At 65.3% G+C, this 19291-nt stretch carries 20 protein-coding genes; 16 read left to right on the forward strand and 4 right to left on the reverse strand.

Annotation, left to right across the window (positions count from 1 at the left end; translation table 11 throughout):
* Nucleotides 1-110 precede the first annotated feature (110 nt).
* A complete protein-coding gene (rpsT, locus tag ACY48M_RS03160) occupies nt 111-371 on the reverse strand; it encodes a 30S ribosomal protein S20 (protein WP_462818783.1) in 261 nt (86 codons plus the stop codon).
* A 284-nt stretch (nt 372-655) separates the two neighbouring features.
* On the opposite strand from rpsT, the gene lepA reads away from it, so the two are divergent.
* The 3 genes from lepA to hemW are packed head-to-tail and all read left to right on the forward strand — an operon-like array spanning nt 656 to nt 4403.
* Nucleotides 656-2506 carry a translation elongation factor 4 gene (lepA, locus tag ACY48M_RS03165; RefSeq protein WP_462818784.1) on the forward strand — a complete coding sequence of 617 codons (1851 nt, stop codon included), beginning with the start codon at nt 656-658 and terminating at the stop codon, nt 2504-2506.
* Nucleotides 2506-3159, forward strand: a complete 654-nt coding sequence (locus ACY48M_RS03170; protein WP_462818785.1) for a DUF1990 family protein — start codon at nt 2506-2508, stop codon at nt 3157-3159. The genes lepA and ACY48M_RS03170 overlap by 1 nt, the downstream gene beginning before the upstream one ends.
* 2 nt (nt 3160-3161) lie before the next feature.
* Nucleotides 3162-4403 carry a radical SAM family heme chaperone HemW gene (hemW, locus tag ACY48M_RS03175; RefSeq protein ID WP_462818786.1) on the forward strand — a complete coding sequence of 414 codons (1242 nt, stop codon included), beginning with the start codon at nt 3162-3164 and terminating at the stop codon, nt 4401-4403.
* A 9-nt stretch (nt 4404-4412) separates the two neighbouring features.
* Here hemW and ACY48M_RS03180 read toward each other — a convergent pair whose 3' ends face one another.
* Both ACY48M_RS03180 and ACY48M_RS03185 read right to left on the reverse strand, forming a co-directional pair.
* Complete coding sequence (locus tag ACY48M_RS03180) at nt 4413-4817, reverse strand: DUF4870 domain-containing protein (protein ID WP_462818787.1); 405 nt, start codon at nt 4815-4817, stop codon at nt 4413-4415.
* Nucleotides 4818-4893: 76 nt separating this feature from the next.
* Complete coding sequence (locus ACY48M_RS03185) at nt 4894-5262, reverse strand: DUF4870 domain-containing protein (RefSeq protein WP_462818788.1); 369 nt, start codon at nt 5260-5262, stop codon at nt 4894-4896.
* Between the two features lie 186 nt (nt 5263-5448).
* Here ACY48M_RS03185 and hrcA point away from each other — a divergent pair, with 186 nt between their 5' ends.
* The 12 genes from hrcA (at nt 5449) to ACY48M_RS03245 (ending at nt 16684) form a co-directional block, all read left to right on the forward strand.
* On the forward strand, nt 5449-6471 hold the full coding sequence (hrcA, locus tag ACY48M_RS03190) for a heat-inducible transcriptional repressor HrcA (protein WP_462818789.1): 1023 nt from the start codon (nt 5449-5451) through the stop codon (nt 6469-6471).
* Nucleotides 6472-6546: 75 nt separating this feature from the next.
* On the forward strand, nt 6547-7650 hold the full coding sequence (gene dnaJ / locus ACY48M_RS03195) for a molecular chaperone DnaJ (protein WP_462818790.1): 1104 nt from the start codon (nt 6547-6549) through the stop codon (nt 7648-7650).
* A gap of 6 nt (nt 7651-7656) precedes the next feature.
* The gene (locus tag ACY48M_RS03200) at nt 7657-8385 is read left to right on the forward strand and encodes a 16S rRNA (uracil(1498)-N(3))-methyltransferase (RefSeq protein WP_462818791.1); all 729 of its coding nucleotides are present in this window, start codon (nt 7657-7659) and stop codon (nt 8383-8385) included.
* A gap of 37 nt (nt 8386-8422) precedes the next feature.
* Nucleotides 8423-8779, forward strand: coding sequence for an HIT domain-containing protein (locus tag ACY48M_RS03205; RefSeq protein ID WP_462818792.1), 357 nt, complete (start codon nt 8423-8425; stop codon nt 8777-8779).
* A 61-nt stretch (nt 8780-8840) separates the two neighbouring features.
* Nucleotides 8841-9791: a PhoH family protein gene (locus ACY48M_RS03210; protein WP_462819248.1), complete on the forward strand. Its 951-nt coding sequence runs from the start codon at nt 8841-8843 to the stop codon at nt 9789-9791.
* On the forward strand, nt 9788-10252 hold the full coding sequence (gene ybeY, locus ACY48M_RS03215; RefSeq protein ID WP_462818793.1) for an rRNA maturation RNase YbeY: 465 nt from the start codon (nt 9788-9790) through the stop codon (nt 10250-10252). Before ACY48M_RS03210 ends, ybeY begins: the two co-directional genes overlap by 4 nt.
* A complete protein-coding gene (locus ACY48M_RS03220) occupies nt 10249-11550 on the forward strand; it encodes a hemolysin family protein (RefSeq protein ID WP_462818794.1) in 1302 nt (433 codons plus the stop codon). Before ybeY ends, ACY48M_RS03220 begins: the two co-directional genes overlap by 4 nt.
* Entirely contained in the window at nt 11547-12458 is a 912-nt protein-coding gene (gene era, locus ACY48M_RS03225) for a GTPase Era (RefSeq protein ID WP_462818795.1), read from the forward strand. The genes ACY48M_RS03220 and era overlap by 4 nt, the downstream gene beginning before the upstream one ends.
* A 120-nt stretch (nt 12459-12578) precedes the next feature.
* Entirely contained in the window at nt 12579-13793 is a 1215-nt protein-coding gene (locus tag ACY48M_RS03230; RefSeq protein ID WP_462818796.1) for a sensor histidine kinase, read from the forward strand.
* Nucleotides 13786-14451 carry a response regulator gene (locus ACY48M_RS03235; protein WP_462818797.1) on the forward strand — a complete coding sequence of 222 codons (666 nt, stop codon included), beginning with the start codon at nt 13786-13788 and terminating at the stop codon, nt 14449-14451. The genes ACY48M_RS03230 and ACY48M_RS03235 overlap by 8 nt, the downstream gene beginning before the upstream one ends.
* 80 nt (nt 14452-14531) lie before the next feature.
* The gene (locus ACY48M_RS03240; protein WP_462818798.1) at nt 14532-15293 is read left to right on the forward strand and encodes an ABC transporter ATP-binding protein; all 762 of its coding nucleotides are present in this window, start codon (nt 14532-14534) and stop codon (nt 15291-15293) included.
* Complete coding sequence (locus tag ACY48M_RS03245; protein ID WP_462818799.1) at nt 15290-16684, forward strand: ABC transporter permease; 1395 nt, start codon at nt 15290-15292, stop codon at nt 16682-16684. Before ACY48M_RS03240 ends, ACY48M_RS03245 begins: the two co-directional genes overlap by 4 nt.
* Nucleotides 16685-16687: 3 nt before the next feature.
* Here ACY48M_RS03245 and ACY48M_RS03250 read toward each other — a convergent pair whose 3' ends face one another.
* The gene (locus tag ACY48M_RS03250; protein WP_462818800.1) at nt 16688-17305 is read right to left on the reverse strand and encodes a hypothetical protein; all 618 of its coding nucleotides are present in this window, start codon (nt 17303-17305) and stop codon (nt 16688-16690) included.
* A 214-nt stretch (nt 17306-17519) separates the two neighbouring features.
* On the opposite strand from ACY48M_RS03250, the gene leuA reads away from it, so the two are divergent.
* Nucleotides 17520-19289, forward strand: a complete 1770-nt coding sequence (leuA, locus tag ACY48M_RS03255) for a 2-isopropylmalate synthase (protein WP_462818801.1) — start codon at nt 17520-17522, stop codon at nt 19287-19289.
* Nucleotides 19290-19291: the final 2 nt, after the last annotated feature.

The raw sequence follows: 19291 nt of genomic DNA on the forward strand, positions 1-19291 counted from the left end.
CGCTGGTTGAGTAGGCCCGCCAGGGCTGTATCGAAACCCGCCGTAGCGCACCAAATGCAGAACACCCCGCCTCGCACTGCGAGACGGGGTGTTCGATGCGGTGCTGCTGCCTAGAGGGCTGCGACCTGCTTGGCGATCGCCGACTTCTTGTTGGCGGCCTGGTTCTGGTGGATGACGCCCTTGCTCACGGCCTTGTCGAGCTTCTTGGTGGCGACGACGAGTGCCGAGGCGGCAGCATCCTTGTCGCCGGCGGCGATGGCGGTGCGCGTGGCGCGAACGGCCGTGCGGAGCTCGCTCTTGACGGCCTTGTTGCGCTCCGTCGCCTTCTTGTTGGTGAGGATGCGCTTTAGCTGCGACTTGATATTTGCCAAGGTGTTTCTTTCTGTTGTGTCCGACGGTGTGTGGCAGCCATGCCAACGGCGTTGTAGAGGGCAACGAGTGTTGGTGGGGCTGCAGTTCGCACCGGGTGATCGTGGGGGATGAACGCGGTGCGCAAGCCAACAGGCAACATTACCAGTCTGCGGGGCGTTTCGACAATTCTTCTCTTCGCTCGCGAGGTGGTGGATTCGGGCGCAGCGACATGCCGTGGGAGAATCGCTGTGTCCATCCACGGCGTTGCTTGCTGACGTCACCCCACCATGTCCCTGAGGAACGCGTGAGCCCCAAAGCACAGAAGGCCCTCGAGCCGGCGTCGACCGACCCCGCCTTCATTCGCAACTTCTGCATCATCGCGCACATCGACCACGGCAAGTCGACCCTGGCCGACCGCATGCTGCAGGAGACGGGCGTCGTTTCGGACCGCGATATGCGCGCCCAATATCTCGACCGCATGGACATCGAGCGGGAGCGCGGCATCACGATCAAGAGCCAGGCGGTGCGCATGCCCTGGTCGCTTGACGGGCAGACGGTGGCGCTGAACATGATCGACACCCCTGGGCATGTGGACTTCACCTACGAGGTTTCGCGCAGCCTTGCGGCGTGCGAGGGGGCAATCTTGCTGGTGGATGCCGCCCAGGGCATCGAGGCGCAGACCCTCGCGAACCTCTATCTTGCGCTCGAGAATGACCTCACGATCATCCCCGTGCTCAACAAGATCGACCTTCCGGCGGCCGACCCGGACAAGTATGCGCGCGAGCTCGCCGGTCTCATCGGCGGCTCTCCCGACGAGGTTCTGCGAGTCTCGGGCAAGACGGGGCTCGGTGTTCCGGCTCTGCTCGATCGGGTGACGCAGCTCATCCCGCCGCCCGTCGGCGATGCGGATGCCCCGGCTCGCGCCATGATCTTCGACTCCGTATACGACAGCTATCGCGGCGTCGTCACCTATGTGCGCATGATCGACGGCAAGTTGAACCCGCGCGAGAAGATCCAGATGATGTCGACCCGTGCGACGCACGAGATCCTTGAGATCGGGGTGAGCTCGCCTGAGCCGACCCAGAGCAAGGGGCTTGGCGTCGGCGAGGTTGGCTACCTCATCACCGGTGTGAAGGATGTTCGCCAGTCGAAGGTGGGTGACACCGTGACGACGGCGGCCAAGCCCGCGACGAAGGCGCTGCCCGGCTACACCGAGCCGCTGCCGATGGTGTTCTCGGGGCTCTACCCGATCGATGGCAGTGACTACCCGGTGCTCCGTGAGGCGCTCGACAAGCTGAAACTGTCGGATGCTGCGCTCAACTACGAGCCCGAAACCTCCGTTGCCCTCGGTTTCGGTTTTCGCTGCGGGTTTCTCGGACTCCTCCACCTCGAGATTGTCACGGAGCGGCTCCGCCGCGAGTTTGATCTCGACATCATCACGACGGCACCGAGCGTCATCTATGAGGTCACGACCGATGACAAGCGCACCATCACGGTGACGAACCCGAGCGAGTTCCCAGTCGGCAAGATTCAGAGCGTGAGCGAGCCCATCGTCAAGGCCGCCATCCTCGCGCCGAAGGACTATGTCGGCGTCATCATGGAGCTGTGCCAGGGGCGCCGCGGCACCCTTCTCGGCATGGACTATTTGGGCGAGGACCGCGTCGAGATTAAGTACACGATGCCGCTCGGCGAGATTGTGTTCGACTTCTTCGACCACCTCAAGAGCAAGACGGCCGGCTATGCGAGCCTCGACTACGAGCCCGCAGGCGAGCAGGAGGCCGATCTTGTGAAGGTCGACATCCTGCTGCAGGGTGAGCAGGTCGACGCGTTCAGTGCGATTGTGCACCGAGACAAGGCCTACGCCTATGGCGTGCTCATGACGGGCCGCCTGCGCGAGCTCATCCCGCGCCAGCAGTTCGAGGTGCCCATCCAGGCGGCGATCGGCGCCCGCATTATCGCGCGCGAGAGCATCCGCGCCATGCGCAAGGATGTCTTGGCGAAGTGTTACGGCGGTGACATCACCCGCAAGCGCAAGCTCCTCGAGAAGCAGAAGGAGGGCAAGAAGCGCATGAAGATGGTGGGTCGCGTCGAGGTGCCGCAGGAGGCGTTCATCGCGGCGCTCAGCGGTGACGTGGAGAAGAAGGACAAGAAGTAGTGTCGCGCAAAGCGCTCTGGAACCTCCCCGTCAACTACGCGGCGGTGGGGGCAACTCAGACGCAGGAGGCGATGGCGTTCCCCCCGGCCGGCTATCACCCGTTCGAGAAGCGCGTCCGTGTCGGCACTGGCCCGGCACGGTGGGATTTCGCGTGGCATGCGACCCTCGCGTGGGGCATCCCCATTCGCAGCGGCTTCACGGTCAAGCTGACTGAGACCCCGCCGGAGGTGTCGGAGGGCAGCTACTCGCCGGTCACCTTCGATACGGGCGGTGTGCCGGTAGGGCCAGCATCAACCCCGAGCGACGAGGCAGTGTACGGCCCGGACGGTCTGCCCTTCGTCAAGGCGGGCGATTCGGTCTGGCTCCAGGCGCGGTTCGGCCCATTCCGATTCGATTCTCCGGTCCGCGTCATCTATGTCATCGATGAGCCGACGCGCAAGGGCTTTGCGTGTGGCACGCTGCCGGGGCATCCGATCAGCGGCGAGGAGGCGTTCATTGTCGACACCGAGCCGGATGGTTCGGTGTGGTTGACCCTCCGCGTGCTGTGGCGCCCCGCGACCGTGTGGGGGCGCATCGGGTATCCCGTGCTCGTCGGCCTGCAACGGATGATTCGGGCACGGTATCTCAAGGCGCTCACTGGTCCGGTCGACTGACGATGCCCTCCGCTCTGCCGCTCGCCGATCCCGCGCCGAGTGACGGCGCCCTTCCGCTGACGGTTGCCGCGGGGTCCGACACCAGGGACTTCGGCGTGTACCTCCATGTGCCGTTCTGCCGGGTGCGCTGCGGCTACTGCGACTTCAACACCTACACGGCGGAGGAGCTGAGGGGAGTGCACCGCAGCGACTACGCGGGGCAGGCCGCCCGCGAGGTCGCCTTCGGCGCTCGGGTACTTGAGGCTGCCGGGGTCGCCGAGCGCGCGGTCTCGACGGTGTTCTTCGGTGGGGGCACGCCGACGCTGCTGCCGGCAACCGATCTCGTGTCGATGCTCGACGCGGTGCGCGCGGCCTGGCCGCTCGCGGCGGATGCTGAGGTGACGACAGAGGCGAACCCAGACTCGGTCGATCTCGCCTACCTGCAGCAGCTAAAGGATGCCGGCTTCACTCGGGTCTCGTTCGGCATGCAGTCGGCGGTGCCGCACGTGCTTGCAACACTTGAGCGCACCCACGATCCAGCGCGTGTGCCGCACGTCGTCGGGTGGGCTCGGGACGTCGGGCTCGATGTGAGTCTCGACCTCATCTATGGCACGCCGGGCGAGTCGCTCGGCGATTGGCGTCAATCGCTTGAGCACGCGATCGCCTTGGCTCCGGACCATATTTCGGCCTACGCCCTCATCGTGGAGGACGGCACGAAGCTCGCCCGGCAGATCCGACGCGGCGAGGTCGCCCAGCCGGACGACGACCTGCAGGCCGACATGTACGAGCTCGCCGACGCGATGCTCGCGGCGGCGGGCTACGAATGGTACGAGGTCAGCAACTGGGCCAGGGGGGCGAGCGTCGATGGCGCCGCGCAGCACCGCAGTCGTCACAATCTCGCCTACTGGCGAGGCCATGACTGGTGGGGTGTCGGCCCCGGTGCGCACAGCCATGTGGGTGGCGTGCGGTGGTGGAACGTGAAGCATCCGGCCGCCTATGCCGGGCGGATCCTCGCCGGGGCGTCACCGGCAGCGGGCCGCGAAACGCTTGACGCCGAGACGCAGGGCGTCGAACGTGTCTTGCTCACCGCGCGACTCCGCGACGGCATCCCGCTCGACGCGCTCTCTGCTGGCGGCAGGATTGCGGTCGCCGGCCTCATCGCCGACGGGCTTGCAGACGCAGCAGCCGCTCTGCGCGGGGCCGTAGTGCTGACCCTGCGCGGGCGGCTGTTAGCGGATGCCGTCGTGCGACGGCTCCTCGACTGAACGCTCTCGCTACTTGATGAACTCGATCGTGAGCGGGTACTTGTAGTACAGGCCCTGGTTCGCCTTGACGGCGGCCATGATCATGAAGACGAGCGCGGCAATACCAACCGCGAAGAGCAGCGGGTAGAAGAGGATGAGCCCGATGCCGAGGGTCACAATGCCGATGATGATCGTGAGAATCACGAGAGCGATCACGTAGATCGTGTACGAGATCTGAAAGTTCAGCGCAGAACGCGTGTGCTCGCGCACGAACGGGCCGCGATCTTTGAGCACGAGGTACCCGATCAGGGCGGGGATGAAGCCGAAGAAGATGCCGCCGAGGTGGATGAGGGTCGACCACAGCTTCTCGTCGGCTGGGCTCATGGGCTGATTGGGCTGGTACTGGCCGGGGGGTGGCGGGGCTGCATTCGTCATGGGCCCATTAAAGCGCTACGACCGGCGAAACGCACAAAGGCCGGGAAAATCCCCCGGCCTTTGTGCGAGTGCTGCCCTACTTGATGAGGCGCAGCGCAAACGGGTAGCGGTAGGCGACGCCATCTTTTGCCTTGGTGAAGGCGAGGATCGAGAAGATGATGCGCACCACCCAGATGGCGAAGGTCAGCAGCACGCCAATGAGCACGAACCACAGGAGGTACGCGATGATGTCGGCGATGAGGAGGGTGATCTGAAAGTTCAGAGCCTCTTTGCCCTCTTGATTGGTGAACGTGCCGCGGTCTTTGAAAATCAGCCAGATGACGAGCGGCGGAACCCAGCCGAGGATGCCACCGAGGTGTGCGAACGAAGCCCACTGCCGGTCTTCGGTCTCGGTGAGCGGGACTGCCGGCTGCGGAGCAGCGGGGGGCGGGGTCTGGTCGGTCATGTCGTGCCTTTCGAGTGGCGAACTCCCACGCTGTGGGAATCGGGATGCCGGTCAACGGTGAGGGTTCGTGAGCATTGCATAACCTAGTGGCACCGTGCCGCATGCCGCAATCACTTGGGATCGCACTCGTGACGGTAGAATTGGCAGTCAGCGTGTCGGAGTGCCAAGGGCGAAGGGGTGATGTGGATGGTCTCGGATCGTGGTCTCGAAGTCCTCCGCGTCATCGTGCAGGACTACGTCGCGTCGCGTGAACCTGTCGGATCGAAGTCGATCGTCGACCGGCACTCCTTCGGTGTCTCGGCTGCGACCATCCGAAGCGACATGGCGCAGCTCGAAGAGGAGGAGCTCATCGCGGCCCCGCACACCTCCTCGGGTCGCGTTCCGACCGACAAGGGCTACCGCCTCTTCGTCAATCAACTCGCGGATCTTCGCCCACTTTCGGCCGCACAGCGGCATGCGATCGAAGCGTTCCTCGGCGAGTCGAGCGATCTCGACGATGTGCTCGCCCGCACCGTGCGATTGCTCTCCCAGCTCACCCATCAGGTGGCGCTCGTGCAGTACCCGACGCTCGGGCGTTCGCGCATCCGCCATGTCGAGCTGGTGTCGCTCAGCGAAACCCGGCTTATGACCGTGCTCATCACCGACACCGGCCGGGTTGAACAACGCATTCTCGAGGTGCCGTCTGGCCTTGACCCCGAGTTTCTTGGCGAGCTGCGGGCTCGCATCAATGCCGAGCTCTCGGGCACAGGACTGCAGGATGCCGCGACCCGACTCGAGGCGCTCACCGAATCGTTTGAACCGAAGCACCGCGCCTTCGTTGATGTTGTGGCACGGAGCCTTGGCGAGCAAGTGCTCGCAAGCCGACACGACAAGCTGGTGATGGCGGGTGCCGCGAACCTTGCCCGCACGGAGGACGACTTTCGTGGCAGCATTTATCCTGTCCTGGAGGCCATCGAGGAGCAGGTTACGCTGCTGCGCCTCTTTGGAGAGATGGAGCAGGAGATGGGCGCCATCGCCGTGCGCATCGGGCGAGAAAACGAGCCCTACGGTCTCGGTGAGGCGTCAGTCCTGAGTTCCGGCTACACCGGGTCAGGCGGCGAAATCGCCCGCCTCGGGGTGCTCGGCCCCACCCGCATGGACTACTCGAGCAACATGACGGCGGTGCGAGCCGTCGCGCGGTACCTGTCACGACTGCTCAGTGAAAACTAACTGCAGCGGCCCCAAGACCATCAGGCATGAACCCCCGCACCGCCTGAGCCCAGAATCACGATTGAAGGAACCGCATTGGCTGACCATTACGAAGTGCTCGGTGTCGACCGCAGCGCGACGCCCGACGAGATCAAGAAGGCGTATCGACGTCTCGCGCGCGAGCTGCATCCCGATGTGAACTCGGGTGCCGACGCGGCAGATCGCTTCAAGGATGTGACGCACGCCTACGACGTGCTCTCCGATCCCAAGCGCAAGCAGGAGTACGACCTCGGCGACCAGCCAGGCTTCGGCGGCGGGTTCGGTGGCGGCTTCGGCGACATCTTCGAGACCTTCTTCGGCGGTGGCGGTGGAGGCACCCGCCCGCCACGATCGCGCACCGAGCGCGGCCAGGATGCGCTCGTGCGCATCGAGGTGGAGCTTGCCGACGTGATCTTCGGCACGCAGCACGAGATCGAGGTCGATACGGCGGTGGTCTGCAAGACGTGCAGCGGTTCGTGCTGTGCGCCAGGCACCGATCTCGCAACGTGTGATATTTGTGGCGGTTCCGGCCTCATTCAGCGCCAGGTGCGCAGCCTGCTCGGCAACGTCATGACCTCGAGCCCCTGTGGCACCTGCCGCGGCTATGGCACGACCATCCCGCATCCGTGCTCCACCTGCTCTGGCCAGGGGCGCGTCCGCGCGCGCCGCAAGATCCCCGTCGACATCCCCGCCGGTGTCGACACGGGGCTCCGACTCCAGATGCCGAGCCAGGGCGAGGTCGGCCAGGGTGGCGGCCCGAGCGGCGACCTCTACCTCGAGATCAAGGTGCGTCATCACGATGTCTTCAGTCGCAACGGCGACGACCTGCTCGCGACACTCGAAGTGCAGATGACGGATGCCGTGCTCGGCACGACCGCGATGTTCGAGTCGCTTGACGGCCCCGTTGAGGTGGAGCTCAAGCCGGGCACGCAGAGCGCCGAGGTCATCACGGTCAAAGATCGCGGCATCACGCACCTGCGGGGCGCGGGGCGCGGCGATCTCAAGGTCGGTGTGCAGGTGCTCACGCCGACGAAGCTCAACGGTCGCGCAAAGGAGCTCATTCAGGAGCTGTCCCGAGTGCAAAACGCGGTGCCGCCGCACCTGTCGCAGTTTCAGCAGGGGCTCTTTCAGAAGCTGCGCGATCGCTTCTTGAACCTTTAGTCGTCGATGGCGCACTTCTATCTCGCCAAGGCGCTCGTTGATGCCGAGCCGGGCTCGACCGTGTCGATCGAGGGTGCGGAGGCGAAGCATGCGGTTGCGGTGAGCCGCATTCGCGTCGGCGAGACACTGTCGATCGGCAACGGCGACGGTCTCGTCGTTGCGGGTGTTGTGGTGCTCGCCGAGCCTTCGAAGCTCAGCATCACGGTGAGCGAGGTGGTGCGGCATCCGCTGCCGAGTCCGACGATCACGCTCGTGCAGGCGCTCGCGAAGGGCGGGCGCGACGAGTCGGCCGTGCAGGCCGCCACCGAACTCGGGGTCGATGCCGTCGTGCCGTGGGCGGCTCGACGGTCGATCGTGCGCTGGGATGCCGCGAAGAGTGCGAAGGGCGTCGAACGTTGGCGCGCCATCGTGCGGGAGGCGACGAAACAGTCGATGCAGGCGCGAGTGCCGTCGGTGCACGAGGTCGAATCGACCGCTCAGCTCGCGCGCCGCGCCGCTGATTGCCACGTTGTGGTGCTTGAGCCGACCGCGACGACGGCCGTGTCTGCGCTCGCCCTCGACGACCGGGACCTCGTGCTTGTCATCGGCCCGGAGGGCGGCATCGACGGTGACGAACTCGAGCTACTTGAGCGCGCTGGCGCCAGCGCCGTGCGGCTCGGCGACGGCATCCTCCGCACCAGCACCGCCGGCCCCGCCGCGATCGCGGTGCTCAACGCTCGACTTGGTCGTTGGTGACGAAGCGCTCTCCAGGGTTTGCGCTTAAGCTGGACCCATGTCTGGCGTAGCCGAACCATCGATTTTCACCCGCATCATCAACCGCGAGATCCCGGCCGAGATCCTCTTCGAGAGCGACTCGCTCATCGCGATTCGTGACATCGCGCCGCAAGCTCCGGTGCACCTGCTCGTCGTGCCGAAAACCCAGGCCCACCGTGATGTCACGGAGCTCGCGGCATCCGACCCCTCCCTGCTCGCCGAGATTGTTGCGACAGCGAAGTTACTCGCCGAACAGCACTGCGATGGGGAGTTCCGGCTCGTCTTCAACACGGGCGAGAAGGCGGGGCAGACCGTATTCCATGTTCACGCGCACGTCCTCGGCGGCACCCTGACGGAAGAGACCCTTGCCAACTGACCACTCTGCAGACCCCGCCTCATCGGTGCGGCGCGACGTCATCCAGATCGACGGTGTCGCGATGGTGCGGCTGCTCGGCCCCAACGACAGGCTCCTTCGCACGATTGAGGCACAGCACCCGCTCGTCGATCTCCATGTGCGTGGCAACGAGGTCACGCTAGAGGGCCCGGACGATGACGTGCGGGCCGCGCGCTCGCTCGTCGAAGAACTCGTCACCCTCATCCGCGATGACCGCGAGCTCGGCGCGGGAGATGTGACCGAATCCGCACGCATCCTCGCGGGAGATTCTGGTCTCAGGCCGACGGATGTCCTCGGTCAGGTCATCCTCACGAGCCGCGGCAAATCGGTGCACCCCAAGACGGCGGGGCAGCGGGCCTATGTCGACGCGATCGATGAGCACACCGTCGTCTTCGGCATCGGCCCGGCCGGCACCGGCAAGACGTACCTCGCGATGGCGAAGGCGGTGCAGGCCCTTCAGCGCAAAGAGGTCGAGCGCATCATCCTCACCCGCCCGGCGGTCGAGGCAGGCGAGCGGCTCGGGTTTTTGCCCGGCACCCTCACCGACAAGATCGATCCCTACCTGCGGCCCCTGTATGACGCCCTCAACGAGATGATGGACCCAGAGGTCGTCGTCAAGTTGCTCGCAATCGGTACGATCGAGGTCGCGCCACTCGCGTATATGCGCGGGCGCACGCTGAACAACTCCTTCGTGATCCTCGATGAGGCGCAAAACACGACGCCGGAGCAGATGAAGATGTTCCTCACCAGGCTCGGCTTCGGCTCGAGAATGGTTGTGACCGGCGACATCACACAGATGGACCTCCCGACGGGGTCGAGCGGGCTCAAGCTCGTCACGACCGTGCTCGACGACATCGACGAGATCTACTTCGCGACGCTGTCGAGCGATGACGTTGTGCGACACACCCTCGTCGGCCGCATTGTCGACGCCTACACCCGCTACGACGCGGAACTGCAGCGCGACGAATACGAACGCAGAGGACGCACAAGGTGAGCATCGAAATCAACAACGAGTCGGTCGTGACGGTCGACGAAACCGCGCTGCAACGTCTCGCCGCGTACGCGCTCGACGAGCTGCACGTGCACGGCGACGCCGACCTTTCGATCGTGCTCGTCGATGAGGCCGCCATGGAACAGCTCCATGTGCAATGGATGGACGAGCCGGGGCCCACCGATGTGCTGAGCTTTCCCATGGATGAGTTGCGCCCCGGCACGGAAGACGCGGTGACCCCAGCCGGGCTGCTCGGCGACGTCGTGCTCTGCCCGCAGGTCGCGCAATCGCAGGCCGACGCGGCCGGTCACGGATTGCTCGACGAGCTTCTCTTGCTCACGACGCACGGCATCCTCCACCTGCTCGGGTTCGATCATGCGGAGCCGGAGGAGGAGCGAGAGATGTTCGGCATCCAGCGCGACATCCTCGTCGGGTTTTCACTGCAGGAGCGGCGGCGCAAGTGACCGTCATCTTCGTCGTCGCTGCGATCACGCTCGTGGGCTTCGGCGGACTCCTCGCCGCAGCCGACGCCGCTCTCGGGGTGCTCTCGCGCAACGACCTCCAAGAAATGGCGAATCGTTCGCGGTCTCGTGCGTCGCTCCTTGCGATCGCCGCGGATGTCGGAGCGCACGTCAACGCCGTTAACTTCATGCGCGTCACGGCCGAGACAACGGCGGCGGTGTTGGTGACCATGAGCTTCGCCACGGTGTTCGAAGAGTGGTGGTGGGCGCTGCTGTGCTCGGCGCTCGTCATGATCGTCACATCGTTCGTGCTCGTGGGGTCGAGCCCTCGCTCTGTTGGCCGAGAACATGCCCGCACCATCATCCAGATGTTCGCGTGGCTCCTTCACGCCATTCGGGTGCTGCTCGGCCCGCTTGCCTCGGCGCTCGTCGCCGTTGGCAACCGTGTCACGCCGGGCCGCTCACGCACGGTCACCTTCAGCTCGGAGCAGCAGTTGCTCAGCATGGTCGACGAAGCCACGGCGCTCGACGTGCTCGAGGAGCAAGACCGCGAGCTCATCCACTCTATTTTTGAGTTCAATCAAACGGTGATCCGCGAGGTCATGGTGCCGCGCACCGACATGGTCACGATCGAGGGTGAGGCGGGGGTGCTCGAGGCCCTCGCACTCTTCTTCGGCAAGGGCGTCTCGCGTATTCCGGTGATCGGTGACGACGTCGACGAGGTGCTCGGGGTGCTCTACCTGCGCGATGTCGCCAGGCTGAGCCACGAACAACCGCTCGGGTTCGACACGATCACCATGGCGGAGATCGCGCGGCCCGCGCTCTTTGTTCCCGAATCGCAGAAGGCCGATGACCTGCTTCGGCAGATGCAGCTCGAGTCGAACCATCTCGCGATGGTCGTCGACGAATACGGTGGCATCGCTGGTCTCGTCTCGCTCGAAGACCTCATGGAGGAGCTCGTCGGTGACATCTCCGACGAATACGACCGCACGCTCGAAGAGATCAAAGATCTTGGGGGCGGCCGCTACCGCGTCGTCGCGCGTCTCCCCGTCGACGAGCTCGGTGAAATCTTTGGCCTCGACCTCGATGATGACGACGTTGACTCGGTCGGCGGTCTGCTCACAAAGGGGCTCGACCGGCTCCCGAGCACGGGCGACACCACGACGGTATCTGGGCTCATTCTCACGGCTGACCGCATCGAGGGCCGACACAAACGGCTCGCCACCGTGATCGTGGAGCGTGATGAGGCGCTCATCAATGTGCAGGATGCCTTCGCCGACGACGGAAAGCAGCAATCGTGACCGAATCATCGCCTCTAGCGGCCGAGTATCGTTCAGGGTTCGTCACCTTCGTTGGCCGCCCGAACGTCGGCAAGTCCACCCTCACGAATGCGCTCGTCGGCGAGAAGGTCGCGATCACGAGCAGCAAGCCGCAAACGACCCGCCGCGCCATCCGGGGCATTGTGCATCGCCCCGACGGTCAGTTGGTGCTCGTCGACACGCCTGGCATGCACCGGCCACGCACCCTGCTCGGCGAGCGCCTCAACTCGGTCGTGCAAGACACTCTCGGTGAGGTCGATGTGATCTGCTTCTGCGTGCCCGCCGACGAAAAGATCGGTCCAGGCGACAAATACATCAACGAGCAGCTCGACGCGTTTCCGCGCGCCAAGAAGGTTGCGCTTGTGACCAAGCTCGATACGACCTCAAAGACCGCGGTTGCCGAGCAGCTGCTCGCCGTCTCCGAGCTTCGCGACTGGCAAACGATCATCCCGGTGTCGGCGCTCACGAATGTGCAGCTCGACGTGCTCACTGCCGAGCTCATCGCCCTCATGCCCGTTTCGCCCCCGCTCTACCCGGCGGAGGCGGTCACGGAGGAGCAGCTCGAGGATCGCGTTGCAGAGCTCATCCGCGAGGCCGTGCTTGAGGGTGTGCAAGATGAGCTGCCCCATTCGATCGCGGTGACGATCGATGACATCGTCGAGCGCGACGACAAGGACCTCGTTGAGATTTTCGCCAACCTGTTCGTCGAGCGTGACAGCCAGAAGGGCATCATCATCGGGCACAAAGGCTCCCGACTCGCGGATGTCGGTGCGAGGGCCCGTGCCCAGATCGAACCGCTCATCGGCTCGCCCGTGTACCTCTCGCTGCGCGTGAAGGTCGCCAAGGAGTGGCAGCGCGACCCCAAGCAGCTGGGGCGCCTGGGGTTCTGACGCCCTGACGCTCGCCGCCGATGCATCCCGGCGGCGGCGGCGTACATCCGGAGGATGATCTTGCCTGCCACTGGGGGGAGATGCGCCGGATCGTCGCCGGCGACACCGTAGCGTTGGGGGATGCTCCGCAAGCCGACCGCGCGCCAACTCACCCTCGACATCGTCGTTGCGGTGCTTTGCGTGCTTCTGCGCTTCGCGATCGGGTTCTCGGCTGAGCTCTCGGTGGCTGCCGAGATCTTCATGATCCTCGCGATGGGGACGGCACTCGCAGTCCGGCGCCTGTCGCCGGGGATTGCGCTCGCGATTGCCTGGGTCGGAGCTGTCGTGCAGATGGCGGCCGGCCTTTCTCCCGACGCCGCGAACCTCGCGATTCTGCCGGTGCTCTATGCGACGGCCGCCTACGGTTCGACCCGGATGAAGTGGATCGGCCTCATCTCCGCGGGCGGAGGCGCGCTCGTTGCGACGGCGTATATGGTCTTCATCCTCTTCTTCTCGAGCCTGGTCGACCCCCTCAATAGCCCGGTCGTCGAACGGATGCCCGACCTCATGTTTGCCCTCGTGGCATGCCTCGTCGGGTTCCTCGCGCTCTTCGGCATTAGCTGGACGCTCGGTCTGCTCGCCCGCACCCGCTTGGCGGCGCGCCTGAGCCGCGAGGCCCAGGTCCGCGCCGAGCTCGAGGAGCAGCAGGCGCGTCGCATTGCGATTGTCGAGCAGGAGCGCAACCGCATCGCCAGAGACATGCACGACGTGGTCGCGCACTCGCTCGCCGTTGTGATCGCCCAGGCCGATGGTGCGCGCTACGCGATCGATACGGAGCCGCAGGCTGCGGCGGCCGCACTCTCGACCATCTCGACCACCGCGCGTGAAGCGCTCGGGGATGTGCGCATCCTGCTCGGGCAGTTGCGACACAGCCAGAGTGAGGGTCCGCAGCCAACCCTTGCCGACCTCGATCGACTCATCGACCAGGTGCGCTCGTCTGGGCTGCAGGTCGACTTTGATACGGAGGGCGACGCCGTGCCGTTGGGAACACCGCAGCAACTCGCCGTGTATCGCATCGTGCAGGAGGCGCTGACGAATGCGCTGCGCCACGGCGACACCGAGCTTCCCGTCACGGTGGCGCTGGAGTGGGGCGTCGATGAGCTCACTCTCCGGATCGACAGCGCGCTCTCACCAGAGCGACCACCGTCGGCAGACACCCTGGGGCATGGGCTCGCCGGGATGCGGGAACGCGCGTCGCTCGTCGGGGGTTGGCTCACCGCCGAACCAAGGCGGGGGCAGTTTCAGGTGCTCGCAGGGATACCCATCAGGATTGAAGCAGGAGGACCCAATGTCTGAGCGAATCACCGTCGGACTCGTCGATGATCAGGCGCTCTTTCGTGCCGGCATCTGCATGCTGGTCGAGTCGCAGCCAGACCTAGAGTTCATCGGCGAGGCCGCGAACGGTGTCGAGGGGGTTGCGTTGGCCGCCGAACGCCGTCCCGACGTCATGCTGATGGATATCCGGATGCCCGTCATGGACGGCATCGAGGCGACAAAACTCATCGTCGCGGCGGCGGAGGAGCGCGGCGACGCGGTGCCGCGCGTCATCGTGCTCACGACCTTCGATCTCGATGAGGCGGCGACCCGGGCGATCCGCGGCGGGGCGAGCGGGTTCTTGCTCAAGGATGCTGAGCCGGAGTTCTTGCTCGCTGCCATCCGCACCGTGCACGCGGGGAGCGCCGTCATCGCGGCCTCAGCGACCCGCGAACTTTTCGAGCACTTCGGCACCGAATCGCGGCCGGCGCAGCCGGCGACGTTCGATGCGCTCACCGAGCGGGAGCGCGAGATTTTTCAGCTCGCCGCTCGGGGGCTCAGCAATGCGGAGATCGCGCGGCAGGAGTTTCTCAGCGAAGCGACCGTGAAGACGCACGTGAGCCGCATCCTCGCAAAGTTGTCACTGCGCGACCGTGTGCAGCTCGTCGTGTTTGCCTACGAGAATGGCCTCGCGGCGTAGGCCCGATCATCCTCGCGATGTAGCGGGTCGAGACGTGCGAGCGACGCGTCGACATGGCCTCGATCCTTAGCGTCGAAGGCATGACATTTCTCAATACCGACGCCGGCCTCGTCGCCCGCGTCGCCACCCTCACGAAGTCCTACGGCGCGGGTTCGAGCCTCGTCACCGCGCTCGACGCCGTCTCGATCGGCATCCGGGCTGGCGAGTTCACCGCCATCATGGGTCCAAGCGGCTCTGGCAAGTCGACACTGATGCACATCATGGCCGGGCTCGACACCCCGACCTCTGGCCGCGCGTGGCTCGGCGACACCGAGATCACCTCCCTCGGCGACTCCGAGCTCACAGTGCTGCGGCGTCGGCGGGTTGGCTTCGTTTTCCAGGCCTTCAATCTGGTGCCGACGCTCGACATCGCCGGCAACATCCACCTGCCGTTCGAGCTCGACGGGCGCACCCCGACGCCTGAGCAGCGCGCGTGGATCAGTGAGCTCGTCGACTCGCTCGGCCTCGCGTCGCGCCTCACCCACAGGCCACACGAGCTCAGTGGCGGCCAGCAACAGCGCGTCGCGATCGCCCGCGCGCTCGCGACCCGTCCCGATCTCGTCTTCGCGGATGAGCCGACCGGCAACCTCGACTCCCGCACGAGTCGTGAGGTGCTCGCGCTGCTCGCGGCGGCGAGCAGCGATTACGGCCAGAGCATCGCGATGGTGACGCACGACCCCATCGCAGCGAGCCACGCAGATCGCATCCTCTTTCTCGCCGACGGTCGTGTTGTCGAAGAGCGCGGCCGTTCGACGGCCGAAGAGATCAGCACGTTCATGTTGGAAATGGAGCGTGCGGCATGACCGGCAACAAGCGGGACCATGTCGCAAGCCTGATCGTCACCGCACTGAGCGCGGCGTTCGGGGCCGCACTCATCCAGGGCACCGCGGTGCTCGCCGCTGTGATCGCCGATGACGATGTCAGCTCGCGTGCGTCGGTGCAGTTGCTGCTCTCGATGGTGGCGAGTGTGTTCATCATCATCGCGGTGTATGTCGCCTCGATCATCACCGCCAATACGTTCGCGACCATCATCGCTGGCCGCACGCGATCGATCGCACTCATGAGGCTCATCGGCTCGACGGCGACGGCCCAGCGTCGCGCCGTCGCGAAGGAGGGGCTGCTTGTCGGGCTCGCGGGCTCCGCGGTCGGCACCCTCCTCGGGGTGGTGTTCGTCTCTGGGGGGACCCAGATCGCCGCCGCCACTGGTGCGCTCCCCGCCATCGAGTACGAGCTCCTCGACCCGCTCGTGCTGCTGCCGGCCATCATGGTCGTCTGTTCGACCTGGATTGCATCGTGGGTGGGGTCACGCCGCGTGATCGACGTCTCGCCGATGCAGGCGACGGGCGCCGCGGTCGAGCCTTCGCGTGAGGCGGTCGTGCGACGGCCCGTACGCAACACGTTCGCGGGCATCTTCTTCTTCGGCGGAATGCTCATCCTCGCTGGCGGGGTCGCGATCGGCTTCATCTCGCCGGCCGGATTCCTCGTCGCGTTCTTCGGCGGGCTCGTCTCGTTTACGGGGGTCGTGATGGGGGCGCACATGATCGTGCCGCCAGTGCTCCGTCTCACCGGGCGGATGCTCGGCCGAACCGCACCCGCCCGGCTCGCCGCCGAGGGGGGAATGCGATACCCGGAACGCAGCACGCGCACGACGATCGGCCTGGTGATCGGTGTCACGCTCATCACGACCTTCGCGGTCGCCGCGCAGGGGTACATCGACATGATCAGGGAGGCGCAGCAGCGAGACCCTCAGACCTACGGGGGCGTCGATGAGATCCTCATCATCACCGTTGGAGTCTTCAGCGTCCTGATCGGGTTTTCCGCGGTCATCGCCGCGTTCGGCATGATCAACACGCTCTCCCTGAGCGTGCTCCAGCGTTCGCGCGAGCTCGGGCTCCTGCGTGCCCTCGGGTTCACCGCCGGGCAGGTCCGCGGCATGATCGTGGCCGAGAGCGTGCAGCTCACGGTCACGGGGCTCGGCATCGGAATGGTGCTGGGTATCGGCTACGGCTGGGCGGGCGCGCAGTCGCTGCTCGGCGCCACGCTCGAGAGCCCCGGTCTCACCCCGCCGTCCGTGCCATGGGTGCTCGTGGTGGTCGTCATCGGCGGGGCGGCGCTCATCACCCTGCTCGCCGCTCAGTTCCCCGCACGGCGTGCCACACGGGTGAGCCCCGTCGCGGCACTCGCGGTGGACTGACGGTCATTCCACTGAGACGAGCTGGCTCTTCACGACAACGACCTCGGGGCCGTAGCTCGTGTCGAGCCGGCTCTGCAGGGTGCCGTCGTCGTGGATGACCTCGACGAAGAGGTATCCGTTCTGCGAGTACGAACCGAGTATGCCGGGCTCGTTTTTGGTGAGTTCCGTCTGGATGGCGAGCAGTTCGGCCTCGCTTGAGGTGCCGGCGTTCGCGGGGTCGACATAGGGATCGTCGACCACCATGGGGTCATAGAGCGCGAGCATGATGGGGGGCTGCGTCACGGTGAGGCGGTCGCCATCCCAGGTGCCCTGCACCGCATAGGTTCCCCAGGTGGTGGTGCCTTCGGTGTCGTCGCCATCGACGCTGTCCCAGTTCCAACCGACAATCTCGGGGCCACCGCAGTCGGGTGGGTAGATCATGGTGATGGCGCCGAGACAGAATTCGACGGCCCCCTCGCCCTTCTGGATCACGGTGCCCTGCCCGAGCACCTCCGAGCTTGTCGGGGCTGCTGCAGGCACGTCCATGATGGTCTCCGGTTCGTCGCTCGATGCGCACGCCGTGAACAGGAGTGCGGCGCCGACGATGAGCGCCGAGGCGCCCGCTCGCATGCTGATTCTCATGTCCCCAGTCTCGCGAGGGGTCGCGGCATCCGCCACCCAACGTTTTGCGAGGGTCGAGCGTCAGCGACCGGGCGCGCGGAGGGTGCTACCCTGAAAGGGTGTTGTTCGGTCTGCTTCTCCTTAGCTGCCGCGACGAGTCCTAGTCTCCAGGCCTCCCTCGTCGCGGTGTTTGTTGTCGGCTGATCCGAACCAAGCGAGAGAGAACCCCAGGACCATGAAGAACACCCAGGCTCCATCAGGAATGCCGATTCAGAAGTATCGCCCATTCCACGAGCTCATCACCGTTGACCTGTCAGATCGCACCTGGCCATCGAAGCGAATCACTGAGGCTCCGCGCTGGTGCGCTGTCGACCTTCGCGATGGCAACCAGGCGCTTATCGACCCGATGAGCCCCGAGCGCAAGCGCATCATGTTCGAACTGCTCGTGCGCATGGGCTACAAAGAGATCGAGGTTGGCTTTCCTTCTGCGAGCCAGACCGATTTCGATTTTGTGCGCACACTCGTCGATGAAAATCTCATCCCCGATGACGTCACCATCCAGGTGCTCACGCAGGCCCGTGAGTCGCTCATCAACCGCACGTACGAGTCGATCAAGGGCGCGAAGCGCGCGATCGTGCACCTTTACAACTCGACGAGCATCCTGCAGCGGGATGTCGTCTTCCGCACCGACCGACAGGGCATCATCGACATCGCGCTCGAGGGTGCACGGCTCTGCCGCGCCGCCGAGTCGATCGCGGCCGGCACCGAGGTGTTCTACGAGTACTCGCCCGAAAGCTTCACGGGCACCGAGCTCGAGTTCGCGGTTGACGTCTGCAATCAGGTGCTCGAAGTGCTCGAGCCGACCCCTGATCGCAAGGTCATCATCAATCTCCCGGCGACGGTCGAGATGGCGAGCCCAAACGTCTATGCCGATTCGATCGAATGGATGTCGCGGCATCTCGCCCATCGCGAGAACGTGATCCTCAGCCTGCACCCGCACAACGATCGCGGCACTGCGGTCGCGGCGGCCGAGCTCGGGTATATGGCCGGTGCCGACCGCATCGAGGGGTGCCTCTTTGGAAATGGCGAGCGCACCGGCAATGTGGATCTTGTCGCGCTCGGCATCAACCTCTTCACGCAGGGGATCGACCCGCAGATTGACTTCAGCAATCTCGATGAGATCAAGCGCACGGCCGAATACTGCAATCAACTGCCGGTGCCTGAGCGCAGCCCCTGGGCCGGCGACCTCGTCTACACGGCGTTCAGCGGTTCGCATCAGGACGCCATCAAGAAGGGCTTCGAAGCCATGGCGGCCGAGGCTGAGACGAAGGGTGTCTCGGTCGATGAGCTCCAGTGGGCTGTGCCATACCTGCCGGTCGATCCCAAAGATCTCGGGCGCACGTATGAGGCCGTGATTCGCGTGAATTCGCAGTCTGGCAAGGGTGGCGTTGCCTACCTGCTCAAGGCCGACCACGCCCTCGATTTGCCGCGCAAACTGCAGATCGAGTTCTCGGGGGTGGTTCAGGCGAAGACCGACGCCGAGGGTGGCGAGGTGACGAGTGACGCCATCTGGGCGATTTTCCACGACGAGTACCTGCCCGCGTCTGAGCGCGAGCACAAGTGGGGCCGGTTCGAGATAACACAGACCCGCACGTCGAGCGATCTTGATGGTGAGGTGTCACTCCAGGTCAAGCTGCGCGTCGGCGACACTGTCGCGGATGTTCAGTCGACGGGCAACGGACCCATCGCAGCGTTCCTCAACGTGCTGCGCGACCGCGGCGGGCTCGATGTCGCGCTCTTCGACTATCAGGAGCATGCGATGAGCGCCGGTGGCGACGCCCTCGCGGCGTCGTATGTCGAGCTCAGCGTCAACGGTCGCACCCTCTGGGGCGTCGGCATCGACGCCGACATTTCGACGGCGTCGCTCAAGGCGATTGTCTCAGCGGTGAACCGAGCCGTTCGCGCCGATCCCGTGCACCAGGATGCGGCGCTCGCGAACGCATAGAC

It is taken from the genome of Homoserinimonas flava, assembly GCF_054969005.1.